Source organism: Achromobacter sp. FW305-C-28 (assembly GCF_058783235.1).
On sequence record NZ_JBYSYL010000015.1, the window covers coordinates 124,412 to 146,389 of the forward strand.

General features: G+C 67.2%; 19 protein-coding genes. 5 read left to right on the top strand and 14 right to left on the bottom strand.

Annotated elements, in window-relative coordinates; translation table 11 throughout:
- Nucleotides 1-164: 164 nt before the first annotated feature.
- The 3 genes from AC3WMR_RS27700 (at nucleotide 165) to AC3WMR_RS27710 (ending at nucleotide 4,459) form a co-directional block, all read left to right on the top strand.
- The gene (locus AC3WMR_RS27700) at nucleotides 165-992 is read left to right on the top strand and encodes an AraC family transcriptional regulator (RefSeq protein ID WP_492266289.1); all 828 of its coding nucleotides are present in this window, start codon (nucleotides 165-167) and stop codon (nucleotides 990-992) included.
- A gap of 101 nt (nucleotides 993-1,093) precedes the next feature.
- Nucleotides 1,094-2,956, top strand: coding sequence for a dihydroxy-acid dehydratase (gene ilvD / locus AC3WMR_RS27705; RefSeq protein WP_492266290.1), 1,863 nt, complete (start codon nucleotides 1,094-1,096; stop codon nucleotides 2,954-2,956).
- Nucleotides 2,957-3,577: 621 nt separating this feature from the next.
- On the top strand, nucleotides 3,578-4,459 hold the full coding sequence (locus tag AC3WMR_RS27710) for a LysR substrate-binding domain-containing protein (RefSeq protein ID WP_492266291.1): 882 nt from the start codon (nucleotides 3,578-3,580) through the stop codon (nucleotides 4,457-4,459).
- Nucleotides 4,460-4,578: 119 nt separating this feature from the next.
- Here the strand turns inward: AC3WMR_RS27710 and lpdA are convergent, their stop codons facing one another.
- The 11 genes from lpdA to AC3WMR_RS27765 form a co-directional block, all read right to left on the bottom strand.
- Nucleotides 4,579-5,976 carry a dihydrolipoyl dehydrogenase gene (gene lpdA / locus AC3WMR_RS27715; protein WP_492266292.1) on the bottom strand — a complete coding sequence of 466 codons (1,398 nt, stop codon included), beginning with the start codon at nucleotides 5,974-5,976 and terminating at the stop codon, nucleotides 4,579-4,581.
- 8 nt (nucleotides 5,977-5,984) lie between these two features.
- Nucleotides 5,985-7,310: a pyruvate dehydrogenase complex dihydrolipoamide acetyltransferase gene (locus AC3WMR_RS27720; RefSeq protein WP_492266293.1), complete on the bottom strand. Its 1,326-nt coding sequence runs from the start codon at nucleotides 7,308-7,310 to the stop codon at nucleotides 5,985-5,987.
- A gap of 10 nt (nucleotides 7,311-7,320) precedes the next feature.
- A complete protein-coding gene (locus tag AC3WMR_RS27725; RefSeq protein WP_492266294.1) occupies nucleotides 7,321-7,812 on the bottom strand; it encodes a VOC family protein in 492 nt (163 codons plus the stop codon).
- Nucleotides 7,809-9,992, bottom strand: coding sequence for an alpha-ketoacid dehydrogenase subunit alpha/beta (locus AC3WMR_RS27730; protein ID WP_492266295.1), 2,184 nt, complete (start codon nucleotides 9,990-9,992; stop codon nucleotides 7,809-7,811). Before AC3WMR_RS27730 ends, AC3WMR_RS27725 begins: the two co-directional genes overlap by 4 nt.
- Nucleotides 9,993-10,029: 37 nt before the next feature.
- Complete coding sequence (locus AC3WMR_RS27735; RefSeq protein ID WP_492266296.1) at nucleotides 10,030-10,833, bottom strand: SDR family NAD(P)-dependent oxidoreductase; 804 nt, start codon at nucleotides 10,831-10,833, stop codon at nucleotides 10,030-10,032.
- A gap of 58 nt (nucleotides 10,834-10,891) precedes the next feature.
- The gene (locus AC3WMR_RS27740; protein WP_025138266.1) at nucleotides 10,892-11,611 is read right to left on the bottom strand and encodes an ABC transporter ATP-binding protein; all 720 of its coding nucleotides are present in this window, start codon (nucleotides 11,609-11,611) and stop codon (nucleotides 10,892-10,894) included.
- On the bottom strand, nucleotides 11,608-12,360 hold the full coding sequence (locus AC3WMR_RS27745) for an ABC transporter ATP-binding protein (RefSeq protein ID WP_492266297.1): 753 nt from the start codon (nucleotides 12,358-12,360) through the stop codon (nucleotides 11,608-11,610). The genes AC3WMR_RS27740 and AC3WMR_RS27745 overlap by 4 nt, the downstream gene beginning before the upstream one ends.
- A complete protein-coding gene (locus AC3WMR_RS27750) occupies nucleotides 12,357-13,637 on the bottom strand; it encodes a branched-chain amino acid ABC transporter permease (protein ID WP_492266298.1) in 1,281 nt (426 codons plus the stop codon). Before AC3WMR_RS27750 ends, AC3WMR_RS27745 begins: the two co-directional genes overlap by 4 nt.
- Complete coding sequence (locus AC3WMR_RS27755) at nucleotides 13,634-14,575, bottom strand: branched-chain amino acid ABC transporter permease (protein ID WP_492266299.1); 942 nt, start codon at nucleotides 14,573-14,575, stop codon at nucleotides 13,634-13,636. Before AC3WMR_RS27755 ends, AC3WMR_RS27750 begins: the two co-directional genes overlap by 4 nt.
- Before the next feature lie 130 nt (nucleotides 14,576-14,705).
- Nucleotides 14,706-15,941 (bottom strand): branched-chain amino acid ABC transporter substrate-binding protein, encoded by a 1,236-nt coding sequence (locus AC3WMR_RS27760; protein ID WP_492266300.1) that lies wholly within the window; start codon nucleotides 15,939-15,941, stop codon nucleotides 14,706-14,708.
- A gap of 44 nt (nucleotides 15,942-15,985) precedes the next feature.
- Nucleotides 15,986-16,792 (bottom strand): shikimate dehydrogenase family protein, encoded by an 807-nt coding sequence (locus AC3WMR_RS27765; protein ID WP_492266301.1) that lies wholly within the window; start codon nucleotides 16,790-16,792, stop codon nucleotides 15,986-15,988.
- Between the two features lie 240 nt (nucleotides 16,793-17,032).
- On the opposite strand from AC3WMR_RS27765, the gene AC3WMR_RS27770 reads away from it, so the two are divergent.
- Both AC3WMR_RS27770 and AC3WMR_RS27775 read left to right on the top strand, forming a co-directional pair.
- Nucleotides 17,033-17,770, top strand: coding sequence for an SDR family NAD(P)-dependent oxidoreductase (locus tag AC3WMR_RS27770; protein WP_492266302.1), 738 nt, complete (start codon nucleotides 17,033-17,035; stop codon nucleotides 17,768-17,770).
- Between the two features lie 134 nt (nucleotides 17,771-17,904).
- Nucleotides 17,905-18,666, top strand: coding sequence for a FadR/GntR family transcriptional regulator (locus AC3WMR_RS27775; protein WP_492266303.1), 762 nt, complete (start codon nucleotides 17,905-17,907; stop codon nucleotides 18,664-18,666).
- A gap of 71 nt (nucleotides 18,667-18,737) precedes the next feature.
- Here AC3WMR_RS27775 and AC3WMR_RS27780 read toward each other — a convergent pair whose 3' ends face one another.
- From AC3WMR_RS27780 to thpR, 3 genes are all read right to left on the bottom strand, one after another.
- The gene (locus tag AC3WMR_RS27780; protein ID WP_175220190.1) at nucleotides 18,738-20,075 is read right to left on the bottom strand and encodes an NAD(P)H-dependent oxidoreductase; all 1,338 of its coding nucleotides are present in this window, start codon (nucleotides 20,073-20,075) and stop codon (nucleotides 18,738-18,740) included.
- Between the two features lie 70 nt (nucleotides 20,076-20,145).
- Nucleotides 20,146-20,706, bottom strand: a complete 561-nt coding sequence (locus AC3WMR_RS27785; protein ID WP_492266304.1) for a 5'-3'-deoxyribonucleotidase — start codon at nucleotides 20,704-20,706, stop codon at nucleotides 20,146-20,148.
- A gap of 86 nt (nucleotides 20,707-20,792) precedes the next feature.
- Nucleotides 20,793-21,323, bottom strand: coding sequence for an RNA 2',3'-cyclic phosphodiesterase (gene thpR / locus AC3WMR_RS27790; RefSeq protein ID WP_492266305.1), 531 nt, complete (start codon nucleotides 21,321-21,323; stop codon nucleotides 20,793-20,795).
- Nucleotides 21,324-21,978: the final 655 nt, after the last annotated feature.

A 21,978-nucleotide genomic window follows, 5' to 3' on the forward strand; every position in this document is an offset into this window, starting at 1 on the left:
ACGGCGGCCGTGACCGATCCGCGCAGGGCGGAGCGGGTGTGGGCGACGGTCGGGCGGGCAGACATGATTCGGACAGGCCAACAGGGGAATCAGACAGGTTGGCCGGGATGGTAGGTACACTGGAAAAGACCGTCTAACGCCATTCAGGCATCAATCGTCGAGAAATGGACAAATCCAACCCGCCGCCCATGCCGACCAAGGCACGCAAACCTGCCGACCTGGACCTGTTTCCGTACGAATCCTCGCTACGCCCAGTGGCCGGGCTGGCGGTGGACTACGAGGATGGCCATCGTGTGCGACGCCACCGGCATCGCCGGTCGCAGCTGCTGTACGCGATTTCGGGGGTGATGGTGGTGGATACCGACGCGGGCATCTGGGTGGTGCCGCCCACGCGCGGCGTCTGGGTGCCTGCCTGGATGCCGCACGCCATCCGCATGAGCGGCGAGCCGCGCATGCGCACGGTGTTCGTCGAACCGGGCGCGGTGGCGCATCTGCCGGCCGAATGCTGCGTGCTGTCGGTGTCGCCGCTGCTGCGCGAGCTGATGGTGGCAGCCGCCGAGGTGCCGCTGGACTGGAAGCCCGGTACGCGTGACGGCCGCCTGATGATGCTGCTGCTGGACGAACTGAAAGAAGACCCGGTGCTGCCGCTGCATCTGCCGCAGCCGTCCGAGCCGCGCCTGGCCCGCATCTGCCGCGCCATCGTGCGCCATCCGGAGCGCCAGGCGGGCGCGGCCGACTGGGCTCGGGAATTGGGGGTGGACCCCAAGACGGTGCATCGCCTGTTCCTGCGCCATACGGGCATGACGTTCGGCCGCTGGCGCCAGCAGGCTCGGCTGCTGGCGGCAATGGAGCGGCTGGCGCGCGGCGACCGGGTGCTGGACGTGGCGCTGGACCTGGGCTACGAAAGCCCCAGCGCGTTCGCGGCGATGTTTCGCAAGGCCTTGGGCGAGCCGCCCAGCGCATTCGCGGCTCGCGGCGCGGCGTCCGCCTGATGGCCATGTAACGGCCCCAAGGTGGCCTGCGGACGCTGCCGGCCGGAACCAGCGTATTATTTACCGTTTTGCCGCCCACGCTAACCGCCTGAGACAAGATCATGCCGCACTACCGTTCCCGCACCTCGACCCACGGCCGCAATATGGCCGGCGCCCGCGCCCTCTGGCGCGCCACCGGCATGAAGGACGGAGACTTCGGCAAGCCGATCATCGCGGTGGTCAACTCGTTCACGCAGTTCGTGCCGGGCCACGTGCACCTGCGCGACCTGGGCGCGCTGGTCGCCAAGGAAATCGAAGCCGCCGGCGGCGTTGCCAAGGAATTCAACACCATCGCCGTCGATGACGGCATCGCCATGGGTCACGGCGGCATGCTGTATTCGCTGCCGTCGCGCGAACTGATCGCCGACTCGGTCGAATACATGGTGAACGCGCACTGTGCCGACGCGATGGTCTGCATCTCGAACTGCGACAAGATCACCCCGGGGATGCTGATGGCCGCGATGCGCCTGAACATCCCGGTGGTGTTCGTGTCGGGCGGCCCGATGGAAGCGGGCAAGGTCAAGTCGCCGACCGACGGCAAAGTGATCGCCAAGATCGACCTGATCGACGCGATGATCAAGGCGGCCGACCCGAAGGTGTCGGACGCGGAAGTGGCGGAAGTCGAACGCAGCGCATGCCCGACCTGCGGCTCCTGTTCCGGCATGTTCACGGCCAACTCGATGAACTGTCTGACCGAGGCCATCGGCCTGGCGCTGCCGGGCAACGGCACGATCGTGGCCACGCACGCGTGGCGCAAGGGCCTGTTCGAGCAGGCCGGCCGCCTGGTGGTGGACCTGTGCCGCCGCTATTACGTGGAAGAAGACGAATCGGTGCTGCCGCGCAATATCGCGACCAAGTCCGCGTTCCAGAACGCGATGGCGCTGGACGTGGCGATGGGCGGTTCGACGAACACGGTGCTGCATCTGCTGGCCGCGGCGCAGGAAGCGGGCGTGGACTTCACGATGGCCGATATCGACCGCATTTCGCGCAAGGTGCCGTGCCTGTGCAAGGCGGCGCCGGCCACCGACAAGTACCACATCGAAGACGTGCACCGCGCCGGCGGCATCCTGGGCATCCTGGGTGAACTGGCGCGCGCGGATCTGCTGGACCTGTCCTGCGGCAACGTGCACAGCGGTACGCTGGGCAATGCGATCCAGCAGTGGGACGTGGCGGGCGGCGCCGGCGAAGCGGCGCAGAAGTTCTACCGCGCGGCCCCCGGCGGCATCCCGACGACGGTGGCGTTCAGCCAGGATGCGACGTTCCTGACGCTGGATACGGACCGCAAGACGGGCTGCATCCGCAGCAAGGAAAACGCCTACTCGAAGGACGGCGGCCTGGCAGTGCTGTACGGCAATCTGGCCGAGAAGGGCTGCATTGTGAAGACGGCGGGCGTGGACGAGTCGCAATGGGTCTTTACGGGCCGTGCGCGGGTGTTCGAGAGCCAGGACGACGCGGTGGAAGGCATTCTGGGCGACAAGATCGTGGCGGGCGACGTGGTGGTGATCCGCTACGAAGGCCCGAAGGGCGGTCCGGGGATGCAAGAGATGCTGTACCCGACGTCTTACTTGAAGTCCAAGGGCCTGGGCAAGACGTGCGCGCTGTTTACGGACGGGCGTTTTTCGGGCGGCTCTTCGGGGCTGGTGATCGGGCATGCGTCGCCGGAAGCGGCGGAAGGCGGCACGATCGGGCTGGTGGAAGACGGCGATACGATCGAGATCGATATTCCGAATCGGAAGATGCATCTGGCGGTGTCGGATGAGGAACTGGCTCGGCGTCGGGCGGCGATGAATGCTCGGGAGAATGCTTGGGAGCCTGTGGATCGGGAGCGGGTGGTGTCGTTGGCGTTGCAGGCTTATGCGGCGTTGGCGACTTCTGCGGATCGGGGGGCGGTGCGGGATTTGTCGCAGTTGAAGCAGAAGCGTTGAGTCTGTTTTGATGCTTGGAAGACGGCGCCTTTTTTAGGGCGCCGTTTTTTATTTTGGGGTTGGGAGTTTGCTTTGAGGGGCGGGGGGCTTCGTAGGTCGCCCGTCGTGCAGGGCTTTGTGGCGGCGGGCGCCCACGATTGCGGTCCGGCGCGCGGGCGCCGGACTTCCCCTTCGTCATCGTCGTCCGCCTTCGGCTCCCTTCCGATTCCCTCGGGCGCATCGAGGTTGCCCGCCGCCACAAAGCCCTGCACGACGGGCTACGGTTTTCGAGGTTTTTCGCGCTGCTGGACCCGTGTCCAGGGAATGGAATCTGCAGGGTCGCCAAGCCGCGGCCGCGCGGGCGGCCACGTTTGGCGTTCGTGTTGCTGACAGTGCTGTGGGTGCGCTTCGCGCTGTTGGAGATTGGTTTTCTATTGGTTCGCAGTCAGGGGGGAGGGGGGCGGTGATGGGCGGCGCGAGCAGGCACTGGCTTGCGCATGCGGACTGTCTCGCGCGCCGCCCATCGGGCGCTGCACATTGGCGTGGAACGCCACGGCATCCGCGCCGCTCGCAAAGCAGTGGGGCGTCATGGGAAGGGGTGAGTCGCTTTAGAATTTGGGTATTCGTGACTGGGGGTCAAAAATGAGCCTGAATTCTGATGCTTTGCGGTTGTTCCTGGGCGTGGTCGATGCGGGGTCCATGAGTGCCGCGGCGGAGATGTTGGGGCAGACGGCCTCGGGGGTCAGTCGGGGGTTGTCGCGGTTGGAAGAGGATTTGGGGGTGGCGTTGTTGACGCGGACGACGCGGCGGATGGAGTTGACGGCGGAGGGGGCGCACTTTTTGCAGAAGGCGCGGCAGATTGTGCAGTCGTTGGAAGAGGCTGAAGAGTGCATGCGCATCGTGAATCAGCAGCCGGCGGGGCGGTTGCGGGTGGATGCGTCGGTGCCGGTGATGCTGCATTGCGTGGTGCCGCATGTGGCGGATTTTCGGCGGGAGTATCCGGCGATTTCGTTGGAGCTGACCAGCAATGATCGGATTGTGGATCTGATCGAGCATCGTACGGATGTGGCGTTGCGCATGGGGCCGTTGAATGATTCGACGTTGCATGCGCGGCCGTTGCGGCCGCGGCCTCGGTGGTTGATGGCGAGTCCGGATTATCTGGCGCGGCGTGGGGTGCCGAGGACGGTGGACGATCTGGACGGGCATGAGCTGCTGGGGTTTACGCAGCCTGAAAGCCTGAATGTCTGGCCGCTGCGGCATGCGGGCGGGTCCAGTTATCTGGTGACGCCTACCTTGGCGACGTCCAGCGGTGAAACGCAGCGGCAGCTGGCGTTGCGGGGCGTGGGGATTGCCTGCCTGTCGGACTTTGTGTCGCAGGAAGACCTGGAAGCGGGGCGGTTGGTGCGGATCATGGAAGATATCCACACCGATTACCTGCAGCCGATGCATGCGGTGTACTACCGCAATACGCAGCTGTCGCGGCGGATTGCGTGCTTCCTGGATTTCTTCGCCAGCCGGTTGTGAAAGCGGCGTGCCAGGGGCGATTGCACCTGGCACGCAGCGTTCGGAACGCAGCGCTCAGCCCGCGGCATCCTGCACGCAGGCCGTAGCACGGCATGCCGCGCGCCTGGCGCTGCGATGCTTTATCCGTGCAGTGCGCGGCCGAACGCGGACAGCACCGATTCGTGCAAGGTTTCCGACAAGGTCGGGTGCGCGAAGATGGTGTGCATCAGGTCTTCTTCCGTGGCTTCGAGCGCGGTGGCGACGCCGTAGCCGGTGATCAGTTCCGAGGCTTCGGGGTGGATGATGTGGGCGCCGAGCAGTTCGCCGGTGGCGGCGTCGAAGACGGTTTTGACCAGGCCCTGGTCTTCGCCCATGGCGATGGCTTTGCCGTTGCCGGCGAAGGTGAATTTGCCGATGCGGATGTCGCGGCCGGTCTGCCTGGCGTGTCCGCGGGCGCGGGCTTCGGTCATGCCGATGCTGGCGACCTGGGGATGCGAGTAGGTGCAGGCCGGGATGCGCAGCGGGTCGATGGGGTGGACGGGTTGGCCGGCGATGGCTTCGACGCACAGCACGGCTTCGTGGCTGGCCTTGTGGGCCAGCCAGGGGGCGCCGGCAACGTCGCCGATGGCGTAGACACCGGGTTCGGCGGTGCGGCACAGGCCGTCGGTGACGATGTGGGTCTTTTCGACTTTGACGCGGGTCTGTTCCAGGCCCAGGTTTTCGACGTTGCCGACGATGCCGGCGGCGACGATGACGCGGTCGATCTCCAGTTCGGTCCGTTTGTCCTGTTGGTCGAGCACGACCTTGACGCCGGTGGCGGTCAGGCTGGATGACTTGACGGCGCATTGGGTCAGCACGCGGATGCCCTGTTTCTCGAAGGCCTTGCGGGCCAGGGCGGAGATGTCGGCGTCTTCCTGTGGCAGGATGTCCGCGGTCATGTCGATCAGCGTGACGTCGACGCCCACGGCGTGGTAGAAGCTGGCGAATTCGGCGCCGATGGCGCCTGCGCCCACGACCAGCAGCGACTTGGGCAGGGCCGGGGGCGTCAGGGCCTGGCGGTAGGTCCAGATGCGTTCGCCGGTGGGCAGGGCGGGCAGTTCGCGGGCGCGGGCGCCGGTGGCCAGGATGATGTGGCGGGCGGATAGCGTCGTGCCGTTGTCCAGCGCCACGCGGCCGCTGCCGGCCAGTTTGGCGTTGGCGGTAAAGACGCTGATGGCATTCTTTTTCATCAGGTGGGCCACGCCCTGGCCCAGGCGGCCGGCGACTTTGCGCGAGCGGGCCACCATGGCGGCCAGGTCGGGCTGAGCATCGGCGGCGCCCGTCACGCCGTAGTGGGCGGCGTCGCGGCAGGCGCGCAGTACGGTGGCGCTGTGCAGCAGGGCCTTGGTGGGAATGCAGCCCCAGTTCAGGCAGATGCCGCCGAGTTCGGCGCGCTCTACCAGCGCGGTGGACAGGCCTAGCTGCGCGGCGCGGATGGCGGCCACGTAGCCGCCGGGGCCGCCGCCCACGACCACCAGGTCAAACGTCGTCTTGGTCATGGCGGGGCTCACAGCAGGATGCGCACGGGGTTTTCGATCAGCGACTTGAAGGCCGCCAGCCAGCGCGCGCCCACGGCGCCGTCGACGGCCCGGTGGTCGGCCGACAGCGTCACGGTCATCATCGTGGCCGCGGCCAGGTCGCCGCTTTCGGTCACGATGGGGCGGCGTTCGGCGGCGCCCACGGCCAGGATCGCGGCTTGCGGCGGGTTGATGATGGCGGCGAACTGCTTGATGCCGTACATGCCCAGGTTGCTGACCGTGAGCGAGCCGCCGGTGAATTCCTCGGGCTTCAACCGGTTGATCTTGGCGCGGCCGGCCAGCTCCACGATTTCCGTGGCGATGGCGGACAGGGACTTCACGTCGGCGTCGCGCACGATGGGCGTGACCAGGCCGCCGTCGGTGGCCACTGCCACGCTGACGTCGGCGCCGGCATGGAATTCGATGGCGTCGTCGTGCCAGCTGACATTGACCTCGGGCACTTCGCGCAGCGCCAGGGCGGCGGCGCGCACGATGAAGTCATTGACCGACAGCTTGACCGTGCCGCCGTGGTTGGCCTGCGAACGCAGGGCCAGCAGCGCGTCCATGCGGCAGTCCAGCGTCAGGTAGAAGTGCGGCACATGCTGCTTGCTTTCGGTCAGGCGGCGGGCGATGGCGCGGCGCATGCCGGTGTGCGGGACGCGGCGGGCCGGTGCGCGGCCAGATGCCGGCTGGGCGATGGCGGCGGGGGACTGGTCGCGCGCGGCTTCGACGTCGCGGCGCACGATGCGGCCGTGCGGGCCGGTGCCGTTCACGGCCAGCAGGTCCACATGCCATTGCGCGGCCAGGCGGCGGGCGAGCGGGCTGGCGAAGACGCGGGCGCCGGGCGTGGCGGAACGCGATGCGGTGGCGGTCGATGCGACAGCCGACGGTCGGCTGGGCGAGGACGGGGCGGAGGCAGCTGCGGCTTCGGCAACTGGCGCTGCCGCCGCGAATGGGGAAGCGCCTGTCGACGCGCCGGTCTTGCCGGCCTCCGCCGCTTCTGCCGGTGTTCCCGCACCGCCAGCGGCAGCGCCGCTTTCCGCCAACGCACGGTCGATATCCGCCGCGCCTTCACCTGGCGCCAGCAGCACGCCGATGACGGTGTTGATCGGCACCGAGGCGGCGCCGGCCTGCACGACGATGCGGCCCAGCACGCCGGCCTGTTCGGCGTTGATCTCGACGATGGCCTTTTCGGTTTCGATTTCGGCCAGTGCGTCGCCGACGGCGACGCTGTCGCCTTCCTGTTTGAGCCACTGGTGCAGCGTGCCGCCATCGGTGTCGGCGGCGACAGAGGGGAGTTTGATCAGGGTTGCCACGTTGTTCGTCCTATTCTGCGTGCGCGGCCAGGTCGGGCCGGTAGGCCGCCGGGTCGTCGTATTCGACCAGTTCCAGCACATTGCCTTCGGGGTCGCGGAAGAACGCCAGCCAGGTGCCGGGGCGCACTTGCATCGGCGCGGGCGCGCTGTCGAAGACCACGCCGCGCGATTGCAGGCGGGCGACGGTGCCGGACAGGTCCTTCACGATGAAGGTCAGGTACGTCGTGCCCTGGCGGTCCAGGATGGCGGCGCCGCGCACGGCCGCTTCCGGCGCCGTGGCGGGTTGCAGCAGCTTGATGCGTTCGCCGTAGCTCGTTTGCAGGCGCGCCACGTCGTAGCCGTGTTGCGTCAGGCCGGTGGCCCGGGCCTTGTCGGCGGGCACGCTCACTCGGTTCACCAGCGTCAGGCCCACCACGTCGGTGTAAAACGCCAGCATGGCGTCCAGGTCGGCGCAGCACAGGCCGACTTCCATCGGCACGGTCATGTCCAGGGGTGCGCTCATGCCTGTTCTCCCAGGTCGGCCAACACGTCGGCCAGGCCGTCGATGACTTCTTCGGTATCGGCAAAGGCTGCACGTTCCAGCACCTTGGAAATGCTGGGCGAGGCTTCGCCGCCGGTGACGCGCTTGACCGGCTGGTCCAGCCAGTCGAAGTAGCGGCGCTGGATTTCGTCGGCCAGCATGGCGCCGTACGAGGTGCCGCGCGCGCCTTGTTCCACGATCAGCACGTTGTTGGTCTTCTGGATGCTGGCGCCGATGGTGTCCCAGTCCAGGCTGGCGCGGTCCAGCGTGCGCAGGTCGATCACTTCGGCGTCCACGCCGGCGTCTTCGGCCGCCTTCAGGGCGCGGCTGACCATCGACAGGTAGGTCAGCACCGTGACCTTGTTGCCGCTGCGGCGCACGCGGGCGCGGCCAAAGGGAATGGCGTAGTCCAGGTCGCCATCAGGCACGTCGCCGGACGAGGCGTACAGGTCCACGTGTTCGACCACCAGCACCGGGTCCTTGGAGGCCAGCGCGGTGTTCATCAGGCCGATGTATTCGTAGGGCGTGGATGGGGCGACGATGCGCCAGCCGGGCGCGGTGGCGAACACGCCCGCCGGGTCCATCGAGTGCTGCGAACCGTAGCCCGTGCCCATCGCGACCTTGGTGCGCAAGACGAAAGGCACGTCGATGTCGCCGCCGAACATGTGGCGGGCCTTGCCGATCTGGTTGAAGATCTGGTCGGCCGCGACCCACATGAAGTCGGGGTACATGAATTCCACCACCGGCTTGTAGCGGCCGTCCATGGCCAGGCCGCCGCCCAGGCCGGCGAAGGCGTTTTCGGAAATGGGCGTGCCCAGCACACGGTCGGGGTACTTGTCCTTCAGGCCGCGGGTGGCGCCGTTGGTGCCGCCCTTCAGCCGGTGCACGTCTTCGCCCAGCACGACGACGCCCGGGTCCGTTTCCATGCGGCGGTCCAGCACGTCGGCCACGGCATCGACGAACTTGCGCTCGACGCGGGCGCCGGTGTGGTCGGCGACGTCCTGGTAGCGCAGGCCTTCGAGTTCCGCGCCGTCGCTGCGCAGGCCCACGTCACGGAAGTCGGGGCGCGGCCACAGATCGGCGCGCACGCGGCGCTTGCCGCCGTCGGCCGCTTCGGTCAGGCGGGCCGACACGTCCTTCATCACGTCCTTGCACTGCTGGCGCAGCGCATCGACCTCGGCCTGGGTGACGAGCTTGCGGCCAATCATCTCGGCGGCGATCCTGTCCAGCGGATCGCGGCGGCGCCACGCCGCTTCTTCTTCCTTGCTGCGGTAGCCGAAGGCGCTGCCGGGGAAGGGGCCGTTCTGGTGGAAGAAGCGGTACACATCCACTTCGATGATGGTCGGGCCGTTGCCGGCGCGCATGTGGGCCACGGCTTCGGACATGGCCAGGTGCACAGCCAGGGGGTCCATGCCGTCGACCTGCCAGGCCGGGATGTTGAAGGCCTGGCCGCGGGCCGACAGGCGCGGCTCGGCGGTGGATTCTTCCACCGTGGTGGACACGGCGTAGCGGTTGTTTTCGATGAAGAAGCACAGCGGCGTTTTCCACGCGGCAGTCAGGTTCATCGTTTCCAGCACCGAGCCGATGTTCACCGCACCGTCGCCGAAGTAGGTGGCGGCCACGCGGTCGGTGCCGGCATGGCGATGCGCCCAGGCCGCGCCGGCCGCCAGCGGCACGCCGCCGCCGACGATGGCGTTGGTGCCCAGCGCGCCGGCTTCCAGCCAGCGCAAGTGCATGCTGCCGCCGCGGCCGCGGCAATACCCTTGCGCCAGGCCCATGATCTCGGCCAGCGTCTTGTGCAGCACTTCGTCGATGGCGGGCGTGAGCGGGTGGCGCGGGTCCAGGCCCAGCGGCGCAACATGCTGCAAGGCCTTGGCCAGGAATTGGTGGTGGCCGCGATGCGAGCCGTTGATCTGGTCGCCGGCGCCCAGCGCCAGCACCGAACCGACGGCGCCGCCTTCCTGCCCCACGGACGAATGCGCCGGGCCGTGCACCAGGCCTGCGGCGGCCAGGTCCAGCACTGCCTCTTCAAAGGCGCGAATCCAGTGCAGCTGCGTGAGCATGGTGGCCAGCAGCGCGGGGTCCGCCTGCTGCCAGTCGCTGGCGTCGACCGTCAATTGCCGCCAGGGCGCTTGCGAGCCGAGCGGTTGGTAGGTGGCCATGAGTGAATCTCCAGAAGATAGGTAAGCGTCGATGCGGTCAGAGGTAGCTGTAGCGGCTCCAGCCGCCATCGGCCACCAGGGTGTGTCCGGTGATGTAGGCGGCCTGGCGCGAGGCCAGGAAGACCGCCAGGTCGGCCATTTCGGCCGGCTGCGCCATGCGGCGCAGCGGCGTGCGCTGCTTGAGGCGTTCGGGGTCCAGGCGGCCGCGCGCGGCCAGGTCGCGCACCAGGTCCGTTTCCACGTAGCCTGGCGCCAGCGCGTTGACGCGCACGCCTTGCGGGCCCCATTCCACGGCCAGCGTCTCGGTCAGCAGCACCACCGCGCCCTTGGTGGCGCAGTAGGCCGCGCGGTCGGGCGCCGCCACCACGCCGTACATGGACGCCAGGTTGATGATGCAGCCCTCGCCCTTGGGCACCATGCGGCGCCCGGCGGCCTGGGCGCACAGGAACACGCCGGTCAGGTTGATGTCGACGGCGCGACGCCATTCGTCCACCGTGACGTCCAGCGTGGGCTTGTTGGCCGAGATGCCGGCGTTGTTGACCAGCACGTCGATGCGGCCCCAGGCCTGTTCGACCTGGGCGAATGCGCGCTCCACGGCATCGGCGTCAGTGACCGAGGCCTGCGCGGCCAGGGCTTCGCCGCCGACGGCCTGCAGGCCGGCCACGGCCTCGCCCAGCGCGGCCGGGTCCGTGTCCAGCAGCGCGACACGCGCGCCCTGGCGAACGAAGGCCTGGGCGGTGGCGTAGCCGATGCCTTTGGCGCCGCCGGTGATCACCACGGTCTTGCCGCGCAGATCGGGGTGGATGACGTCGGACTGCGGTACTTCAGGGGTCGTGTCCAAGTGCTTGCCTTTAACGGTGCGTGATGGAGGTATGTCGTGAGCAGGTTCGCGGGCGGCGTCAGACGGCCAGCCATTCCTGCACAACGTCCTGGCGCTCGTGCAATTGCGCGGGCGGGCCTTCGAAAACAATGCGGCCGTGGCCCATCACGCTGACGCGGGTCGAGACCTTCAGCGCGATGGTCAGCTTCTGTTCGACCAGCACCACCGATACGCCGCGCTGGTGGATGTCGCGGATCACGTCGGCGATCACTTCCACGATCTTGGGCGCCAGCCCTTCGGTGGGCTCGTCGATCAGCATGACCTTGGGGTTGCCCAGCAACGAGCGGCACATGGTCAGCATCTGCTGTTCGCCGCCGGACAGGTTGCCGGCGCGGGTGTTGCGTCGTTCCTTCAGGCGGGGGAAGTAGCCGAACATCTGCTCGATCGTCCAGGCGGGCGCGTCGGGGCGCGGCGGCTGTTCGCCCATGCGCAGGTTCTCGTCCACCGTCAGGTTGGCGAAGACCTCGCGTTCTTCCGGCACGAAGCCCAGCCCGGCGCGCGCGATCTCGAAGGGACGCTTGCCGGTGATGTCGCGGCCTTCCACGGTGATTTGGCCGGCGGTCACGTCCACCAGTCCCATGATGCTCTTCATGGTGGTGGAACGGCCCGCGCCGTTGCGGCCCAGCAGGCTGACCACTTCGCCGCGATTCACCGTCAGGTCGATGCCGTGCAGGATGTGGCTCTTGCCATAGTGGGCGTGCACGCCTTGCAGCGCCAGCAGGGGGGATTGCATGCTCATACCGTTTCCTCTCCCAGGTAGGCTTCGCGCACGCGGGCGTCGCCGCGGATCTCGGCCGGCGTGCCGGTGGCCAGGATTTCGCCGTAGACCAGCACGCTGATGCGGTCGGCCAGCGAGAACACCACCTGCATGTCGTGCTCGACGATCAGCAGCGTGCAGTCGCGCGTCACGTCCTTGATGAGTTCGACGGTGTAGTCGACCTCGTGCTGCGACATGCCCGCCATGGGTTCGTCCAGCAGGATCACCTTGGGGCGCGAAGCCAGCGTCATGCCGATTTCCAGCGAACGCTGCTCGGAATAGTTCAGGTCGCCTGCCGCGGTGTGCTGCTTGGGCGCCAGGCGCACCTTTTCCAGCAACTGCTCAACGTTCTCGTTCACCGCGCGGTGGCGGGCGATGGGGCGCCAGAAGTTGTAGACCAGCCCGTGCATGCGCAGCACCGCCAGGCGCAGGTTCTCGCGCACCGACAGGCGCGGGAATACGTTGGTGATCTGGAACGAGCGCGCCAGTCCCAGGCGGTTGATCTGCTCGGGCGGCAGGCCGCCGATGGAACGCGAACGTAAGGTGATGTCGCCCGAGGTCGGCGCGAACGAGCCGGACATCAGGTGAAACAGTGTCGACTTGCCGGCGCCGTTGGGTCCGATGACGGCATGGCGTTCGCCGGCTTCCACCTGCAGGTTCACGCCGCGGATGATCTGTGCGTCGCCGAACGACTTGCGCACATCCGTCAGTGTCAGGATTTCGTGGCTCATCGCGCGGCCTCCAGCACGGGCGCGGCATCGCTGCCGCTACGCCACAGGGCGATGGCCCAGCGGCAGGCGGCCAGGCCGGCGGCGAACAACGCCAGCGGCACCAGCCAGGTGGACAGCGCCAGCGGCGCCCAATCGCGACCGAACAGCGCGATGGCGGGCCAGCCGGCATCGGGGTTCATCGCCAGCAGCGCACGGTAGTCGCGGGCGAACATGCGTTGCAGCAGTTCCACGCTGAAGACCGTGGCGGCCGTCAGCAGCAGGCCGCTGGCGACCGACACGGCGGCGCGCGGCAGCCAGTCGGCCAGCCCGCGCTCGCGCAGCGACTTGGCGGCGCGCTGCACCAGGCCCACCAGCCCGTCCGGCACGAACAGCATCACCAGCACGAACAGCACGCCCTGGTACAGCAGCCACGAACGGGTGATGTCGGCCAGCGTCTGCGACAGGAAGGTCAGGATCGATGCGCCCAGCACCGGGCCCAGGAACGCGTTGACGCCGCCGATATAGGCGAACAGCACCGCGTCGGTGGACAGCTTGACCTCGAACAGCACGTAGTTGCCGGCTTCGATGTTCAGCGCCTGCAAGCCGCCGGCAATGCCGGCAAACATGGCAGACAAGGCGAACACCAGGGTCTTGAGCGTGTGCGGCCGGTAGCCCAGGTAGCGCAGGCGGTGGGCGTTTTCGCGCAGGCCCAGCGTCAGGCGGCCCAGCGGCGTGCGGGTCAGCCCGTACAACGCGGCCAGCGACACCAGCACCCAGGCCAGCACCAGGAAGTACACCTCGATGTCGGACCCGAAGGAAAAGCCCCAGGCCGGCATGCGCATGGCCGACAGGCCCGCTTCTCCGCCGAACACGCCTTTCAGGTGCGGGGCCAGCGCGTGCAGCAGTTCGGCCAGCGCCAGCGTGATCATCGAAAAATACACGCCGGACCGCATGGTGGCGAACCAGCCGGCGACCAGGCCGAACAGCAGGCCGGCCACGCCGCCGGCGAGCGGCATCAAGGGCGTGGGCAGAAGACCCGCGCCGCCCAGCGCGTTCATGGCGTGGATGGTGGCGAAGGTGCCCACGCCGAAATACGCCGCGTGGCCGAACGACAGCATGCCGCCCTGGCCCGCCAGCAGGTTGAAGGCGCAGGCAAACAGCGCCGCGATCAGCATCTGCACCGCCGCAACCAGCTGGCCTGCCGGCAGCAGCCAGGGCAGGGCGCACAGCGCGGCGACACAGACGACAAGCAGCAAGGCAGCCGATATGCGGCCAGTGGAACTCATGGCGCGGCTCATGCCTGCTCTCCTTTCAGGCCCGACGGCTTGACCAGCAGCACCACCAGCATCAGCAGGAAGGGCAGCGTGGCGGCCAGGCTGGATATCTTCACGGTCATCAAACCGCCCACGCTTTCGGCCCACTCGCCGGCCCCGAACAGGCCGAACAGGGTTGCGAGGCTGGCGTCGATGCCGACCGAGAACGAGCTGATCAGGCCGATCAGCAGCGATGCGATCATGGCGCCGCCCAGTGACCCCAACCCGCCCACCACGACCACCACGAACACCAGCACGCCCAGTTCCAGCGCCATGTTCGGATTGGTGGTGTAGAAGGCGCCGGCCACGGCGCCGGCCAGTCCGGCCATGGCCGCACCCACGCCGAACACGCTCATGAACACCAGCGGCACGTTGTGGCCCAGGGCTTCCGCCATGCGCGGCCGGTAGATGGCCGATCGCACCACGATGCCGACGCGGGTGCGCGACAGCAGCAGGTAGATCACGGCGAACATCGCCAGCGACACGCCGCCCATCAGCAGGCGATAGAAGGGATAGTCGGCATCGAACACACGGAACGCCGCGAAATTCAGGAAGGCCGGCACGCGGTAGTCGACCGGGAAGTCGCCGTAGAACAGCTTGATGAGCTCGGCGACGATGAACGCCAGGCCGAAGGTCACCAGCAGTTCCTGGGCGTGGCCGAACTTGTGCACGCGGCGCAGGAAGAAGCGCTCCACCCCCATGCCCAGCACGCCCGCGATGACGGTGGCCAGCACCAGCGCCGTCCAGAACCCGGTGACGGGCGCGAGGGTGTAGGCGGCGTACGCGCCTATCATGTAGAACGAGGCGTGCGCGAAGTTGAGCACGCCCATCATGCCGAAGATCAGCGTCAGGCCTGCCGACACCATGAAAAGTAGCAGGCCGTAGATCACGCCGTTCAACAGCGAGACCGTAAAGTATTCCATGTCCGCTCCAAATTCCTTGCGCCAGGCGCTGTGCGCCTGGCGATTCATCACGCTCTGTTTTTGTCCGGCCCCGCGCCGGTGAGCGTTGTTGTGATGCCGCCGCAGGCAGCAGGGCCCGCGGCGGGGTCCATCAGTCCGGGCGCACCATCTTGCACGTGGCCTGCACCGGCGCGGACACGTCCGCCGCGGCCAGCACCTTGACCGGTTCGAAGCCCATGTCGGTGCCGTCGGCCTTGTACTTGGCGTTCTTGCTGACCTTGGACACCACCATCGGCAGTTGCACCTGGTGGTCTTCGGCGCGCATGGTGTAGGTGCCCAGCGGCGAGGTGTAGGTGACCTTCTCCAGTGCACGGGCCAGGTCCGGCACCGACAGCTTGCCGTCCTTGGGTTGGACCTGCTTGAGCGCTTCGCCCAGGAAGGTGATGCCGATGACGGTCTGCGGTTCGGTGTAGCTGGGGTAGTGGCCGGTCTTGGCCTTGTAGTCTTCGGCGAACTTGGCGCCGTCGTCGCCCGCGGCTTCGATGTTGTAGGGGTGGGCGATGTAGTGGCCCAGCGCCACGTCGCCGGCGTTGGCCAGGTTGCCCACCTGGTCCAGGAACACCGTGGCAAAGCGCACCTTCAGGCCGGCCGATTGCGTGGCCTTCATGAGCAGCAGAAGGTCGTTGGACCAGTTGCCGGTGATGACGGTGTCCGGCGTGGCGGCGCGGATGCGGGCCACGTAGGGCGCGAAGTCCTGGATCTTGTTGACTTCATGCAGCGTCTTGCCCACCACTTCATAGCCGTACTGCTTGGCAAAGCGCTCGGTGGCGTCTTCCATGTCCTGGCCCCAGGAATAGTTCTGGTTGATGGCGTACACGCGCTTGCCCAGCGTGCCATCGGCCGACATGACCGAGGCCAGCGCCTTCACGCGCAGGTCGGCATTGGTGGTGAAGCGGAAATGATAGAAGTGGCACTTCTGGCCCGTCAGTTCCAGGGCTTCGCCGCCCACGTTCAGGAAGACGACTTCCTTGCCCGGGTTGCGCAGGTTGTGCTTGCGCACGTCTTCGGTCAGCTGGCCCGAGATGGCCGACGACGAGCCCTGCACCAGGATCTGCACGCCTTCGGCGGCCGCTGCGCGGAAGCGATCGGATGCGCCTACCGGGCCGCCCTGGTTGTCGAATTCGACCAGTTCCAGCGGCTGGCCGTTCCAGCCGCCCGCTGCATTGATGCGGTCCAGTTCATATTTGACCGCGGCGCGAAACATCAGGCCGGTCGAGGCCTGCGGGCCCGACAGCGTTTCGATCAGGCCGATCTTGACGGGCGCGGCCTGCGCGGATGCGGCAATGCCGGCCAGGCACAGCAGGCCGGTAGTGAAAGCCAATTTCATGCGTGTCTCCTCCGTGGGACGGGAGTGTGGGGTCCGTGAATCAATCAAGCTGCTTGATGCGGCTCTTGTATGCCCAGGAAGCGGGCAATTTCGGTGAGCTGGCCTTCCAGCATGTACAAGCCGGGATGCGTGCGGCAGCCGCGTGCGGCGGCGGCGCGCAGCAGCGGCGTGTCGACGCGGCTCATCACGGCGTCGGCCACGACGGTGCCGGGCGCCAGGGCGTCCAGCGGGAAGGGCAGGGGATCGGTGTCGGCCAGGCCCAGCGAGGTCGCGTTGATGGCGATGTCACAGGCCTCGGGGCGGGGGCCGCCCACGCGGATGGCCAGCGCGGGGTAATGGCGCGCCAGGCGTTCGGCCAGGGCCTCGGCCTTGTCCGGCGAACGGTTGTACAGGCAGAGGCTGGCCGGGCCGGCCTCGGCGATGGCGCAGGCGATGGCCTTGCCGGCGCCGCCCAGGCCCGCCAGGTAGACATGGCGTCCGGCCGGGTCGTGGCCCTGGCTGCGCAGGCCGGCCACGAAGCCCAGTCCGTCGAAGTTGCCGCCGGTCAGGCAGCCATCCTGCAGGCGCACGGCGTTGACCGCGCCGATCAATTGCGCGGCCGGGGTCAGCGCATCGCACAGGGCGGCGGCGCTTTCCTTGTGCGGCACGGTCACGACGATGCCGCCCAGGTTGGCCAGGCCGCGCAGGCCCGCGAACAGGGCGGGCAGCGCGGCGGCCCTGACATGGAAGGGGACCATCACGCCGTCCACGCCGCGCTCGCGCAGCAGGGCATTGAGCCGCTGGGGCGTCCTGACGTGCGCGATCGGGTCTGCCGCGATCGCGAATACGGTAGTGCTGCCGGTGATGTCCACCTGGTTGTCCCCTGCCTGTCCTGCGGCCCTAGGCCGTGCTTTTTGCTGACGCCCTTGCCTGGAAGCGCGGCTTGATTTACGCTTTCATCACAAGTTGTCAGGCAACTTTGTTAAGTTGTCCGATAAATCATAGGGCAAGCGTTTTTCCCGTGTCAAGCAACGGATTCGGCGGTTCAATCGAATTCGTGGGCGGCCGCCGGGATCCGGCGCGGGCCGCTCGAACAAGGCTTTGGAGACAGCATGATTTCGTTCGAAGGACAGGTAGTGGCCATCACTGGCGCGGGCAATGGCATCGGGTTGGCGACCGCGCGGCTGATGGCCGCACACGGCGCCCGGCTGGTGCTGACCGATATCGACAAGACGCGCCTGGAAGAGGTGGCCGCCGAGCTGGACGCCAGCGGCCAGCGGGTCTACACCCATGCGCTGGACGTATCGGCCTCGGCCGACTGCGACCGCGTGCTGGAACGCGCCGCGCAGCACTTCGGCGGGCTGGACCACCTGGTGCACTGCGCTGGCATCTACCCCGAACAGCTGGTCAAGGACACCAGCGACGAGGCCTGGAAAAAGCTGATGGGCGTGAACCTGGACGGTACCTTCTACGTCTGCCGCGCCGCCCAGCGCCACCTGCGCCAGAACGGTTCGGTCGTGCTCCTGACCTCGCTGGCCGCGCAGCGCGGCAGCTACGCCCACGCCGCCTATTCGGCGTCCAAGGGCGCGGTGCAGAGCTTCACCCGCAGCCTGGCGCTGGAATTGGCGCCGCAGATCCGCGTGAACGCGGTGGCGCCCGGCATCATCGCCACGTCCATGACCCACGACCTGATCGGCCAGAAGGGCGCCCAGTTGCTGGAAAGCACCCCGCTCAAGCGCTTTGGCTCCGCCGACGAAATCGCCGGCGCCATCGCCTTCCTGTGTTCACCGCTGGCGGGCTTCGTCACGGGCGAAGTCATGCAGGTCAACGGCGGCATCTATATCGCGTAAAGTCTCAAACCGCCGTGCCCCTGCAACCCGGCAAAATCCTATAATTTTCAAGGGCGCGGCCGCAGTGAAACGTCGAAAACTCCTATAACCCAAGGTAGCCGCCCAGCGAGCCGCCTTACGTTTTAATGAACCTCATGCAGCCCATATCCGAACAGGACCGGCGGGGCCCCGACCCGCAACGCGCCGCGCCCAAGCATTCGCTATCCGCGGGCGTGGCCGACGCGCTGGCCGAGCAGATCCGCCAGGGCGCGCTCGCGCCCGGCGACCGCCTGCCCACCGAAAAGCAACTGACCGAGATCTACTCCGTCAGCCGCGCCGTGGTGCGCGAGGCGCTGGCGCGCCTGAAGTCCGAAGGCTTGATCACGTCGCAGCAAGGCAGCGGCGTCTTCGTCGACCCGAACTTCCAGCGCAACGCCTTCCGTATTGCCGCGCCGTCCCCGGGCGACAGCCAGGACCTGGAACACATCCTGGAACTGATGCTGTCCATCGAAGTCACCGCCGCCCGCTACGCCGCGCAGCGCCGCACCGACGCCGACCTGAAAAAGATGCGCCAGGCGCTGGTCGGCATGGAATACGCGCTGATCAACGACAAGCTGGGCGACGAAGAGGACTACCAGTTCCACCAGTCCATCGTGCAGGCCACCCACAACCCGCACCTGGTGGCGCTGAACGACTACCTGGAAGCCAATGTGCGGCGCGTCATCCGCAGCGCGCGCAACAACACCGCGCGCCGGTATGCCGAACGCATGGCGGCAGTGCAGAGCGAACACCAGGCGATCTTCGCCGCCATCGAAAACGGCGATCCCGACGCCGCGGGCCGCGCGGCCGAACAGCACCTGCGCAACGCGGCCGACCGGCTGCGGCTGTTCCAGGCGGAACGGCCGGCGCCGGTATGAACCCGGTTGGCGTGGACGAATGAGCGCGCTGCGGCGGACGAGTCGTTGTATCGACCGCCGCAGGCCAGGCCTCAAGCGAAGGTCTGTTCCATCTCGCGGCGAAACTGCACTGCCTGCGAGCGGTCGTCGTATTCGACGTCGCTCCAGCGAATCGCCTGCGACTGGCGCACCGCGTGCTTGAGCTTGACCTGGTGCGACAGCCCCAGCGGCAGGTAGCCTTCTTCGACCGAATCGCGCGCTGGCATCAAGCGGCCGTACACCGTGTAGCCGCCTTCGCCGTCGAGCAACTGCCCGGCCTGCAGATCGCGCTTGGCCGTGGCCACCACGTCGCCGTGCCAGCCGGCCGGCGCACCCGTCGGCTCGCGGCGCAACCCCACGCTGGCCACGCTGATGCCCAGTTCCAGGCCGATCAGGTGATAGGGCTTGTACATGGCGGTGTAGTTACCGCCGGGGTCGGTGACCAGCCCGTATTCCTTGAAGCAGCGGCGCACATAATCGCTATCGGCCGCCAGCGTCACGTACACGCCCCAGCGCAGGTCGCGAAACACCGGCCGCCCATCGCGCTCAAGTGAAGAAATCACCTCGACCTGCCCGCGATGATGCAGGATGCCGCCGTCTTCGCGCGGCCGCAGCACCCGCGCCAGGTCATCCACCCCGCAAGGCGGAAAGTGCAGCCCGGACGGTGACGGCAACAGCCCCGTGGCATTGGACACCGCCGCCATCTCGATGGCGCTCTTGGTGCCATCCAGGAAGCTGTTGAACATCTGCGCATTGAAGTCGCCGGCCGCCACCATTTCGGCCGTGAAGCCGTAATACGGCCACACGGTGTCCGGCGTGGACGTATGGAATTCAGGCAGATACTTGGTGCCCTTGCCCGCCGCCATGACCTCGAAGCCACTGGCGCGCGCCCAGTCCACCATTTCGCAGATCAACGCGGGCTGGTCGCCATAGGCCAGCGAATACACAATGCCCGCCTCGCGTGCGCGCCGCGCCAGCAACGGCCCCGCCAGCGCGTCGGCTTCGACATTGACCATGATGATGTGCTTGCCATGTTCGCAGCAGGCCAGCACGTGCCCGATGCCCGCGGCCGCCTGGCCGGTGGCGTCGATGACGATATCGACATCCGGGCTGGCGATGACCGCGTACGGGTCGTCGCTGAAATACACCTTGCCGTTCTTGAACGCGTCATTGACGCTGGCCGCATTGAGCGCCGTCGCCGGCCACCCCACCCGGGTCAGCGCCGCGCGGGCCCGGTCGGGCGCCAGGTCAGCCACCGCCACCAGGCGCATGCCCGGCGTGCGCGGAGCCTGGCTCATGAACATCGCGCCAAACTTTCCGGCGCCCAGCAGCGCTACGCGCAAGGGCTTGTGGTCGGCTTCTCGCTGCTTGAGCAGACGGTGCAGATTCATGGTGCAGGCTCCTCCAGGAAATGGGGATACAGCACCACAGGATAGTCCTAAAACATGACGGCTGAACAGATCAGGCATCCGCCCGATAGAGTTCGCCGGCCAGCACGCTGCGCCAGTTGCTCCAATTGATGCGCGGCCGGTCGGTCACGTCGCGGTTATACGGCGCATCGAACAGAATGTGCTTCCAGCGCGGCCGGACGCCCCCCTGGATCAACGGCTTGTCATCGATCAGCAGGTCTCCCTGCACCAGCGTCTTGTCCTTGGTCAGAATCAGCCGGTTGGTCGCCTCGCGCCCCAGGTGTTTTTCCACCCACAGGTACTTCTCGGCCACGCAATTCTCGAACTGCGACAGCGGGGACGTGCAGATGCGCACATCCATGCCCAGCGCCAGCAATTCCTTCACCGCATCCAACGCCCCCGGAACGGGAGGCAGATTGCGAATGAACCCCGGCGCGGTATAGATGGCCTCGGCCATGCCCCGCAGTTCCGGCGCATAGTCTTCACGAATGTAGAAAGACTTGCGGTCTTCAAACGCCACCGGCGCAATATCGGGATGACGCTCGTTCCAGGCATCGATAAAAGCATGTTCGAAGTCGGCCAGCACACCGTCTTGGTCGAGCAGGATGATCATGAAGATCCTAAGTCGTTGCGACGCGCTCGATTGTGCCAGAGTGCGTCAAGCCCAGTCAGCCGAGCCTTCCCAGACCCAGGCGACGCCTAAACCGGCTGTGGCCGCGATTGGGCCACCACGCGATAGCGGCTGCCCCCCGTGGACGACTCCGACGCTACCAGCACCATCCGGTCATAACGCCACACCTGCGGCGCAGGCACCTCGGCCGGCGGCTCGACCGACTCGATATTGCGCAGCAAGGTCACATGCGGCCGAAACGGCTGCGTCGGCGGCACCAACCCAAACGCCGACAACCACAGCCACAACCCATCATGGGTCGCCTGCAACAGATCCGGCACCTGGCTGGGCCCCGCCCACAAGATGCGCTGCCGCGCAAAAACCCCGTACTGATCCAAGGTAAGCGCCCCCGGAATCAACCGATGGTAGGGCGTGGCATCAATCAATTCGTCAGCAATCTCCTGGTCAACCGCCCCAAGAAACGCCAATGTCATATGCAAGGTCTCGGTCCGCATGACCCGCCCCTGCGCGTGCGCGCGAGCCTGGTCCGCCCAAGAGGCAAGCGTGGTGGCCAGCGGAGCGTCAGGCCAGAGCGCGTAGAAAAGGCGAGTCGTAGACATGGCGGTGATTGTAGGACCGTGGGGGAGTTTTTTGTGTGCCTTGGGTTTGGGTTCTTAAGTCGCGCTTGGCGGGGTCGGCTGGCAGAGGGCGGGGCTACGATTGCGGTCCGGAGCCTTCGCTCCGGACTTCCCCTTCGTCATCGTCGTCCGCCTTCGGCTCCCTTCCGATTCCCTCGGGCGCATCTACACGCCCCGCCCTCTGCCAGCCGCCCCCGCCAAGCGCTCACACTGTGGATTAGCTTCGGATTCTGGGGAGGGCAGTGTGCTTGGCATGGCAGCCACGGTCAGAGTGGGGTGGGCGGGGTGGGACGGTGCCCGCTTCGTGCCGGCCGCGCGGGCGGCCTTACGAAGCTTACGCGGCGTCTTGCGAGCGCCGATGCCGCTCTCGCGTGTGGGTAGCGGGGTTGGTGGCGCGACGATGTCGCTCTTGTGTGTGAGCGGAGCAGGTGGCATCAGAAATGCTGTTGGCCTGTAGCGGCGCGGATGCCGTGGCGTTCAACATGAATGCGCAGCGCCCGATGGGCGGCGCGCGAGACGGTCAGCATGCGCAAGCAAGAGTCTGCCGCGCCGCCCATCACCGCCCCCTCCCCCCCTGACTGCACACCATTAGAAAACCCATCTCCAACAGCGCGAAGCGCCCTCGCAACACTGTCAA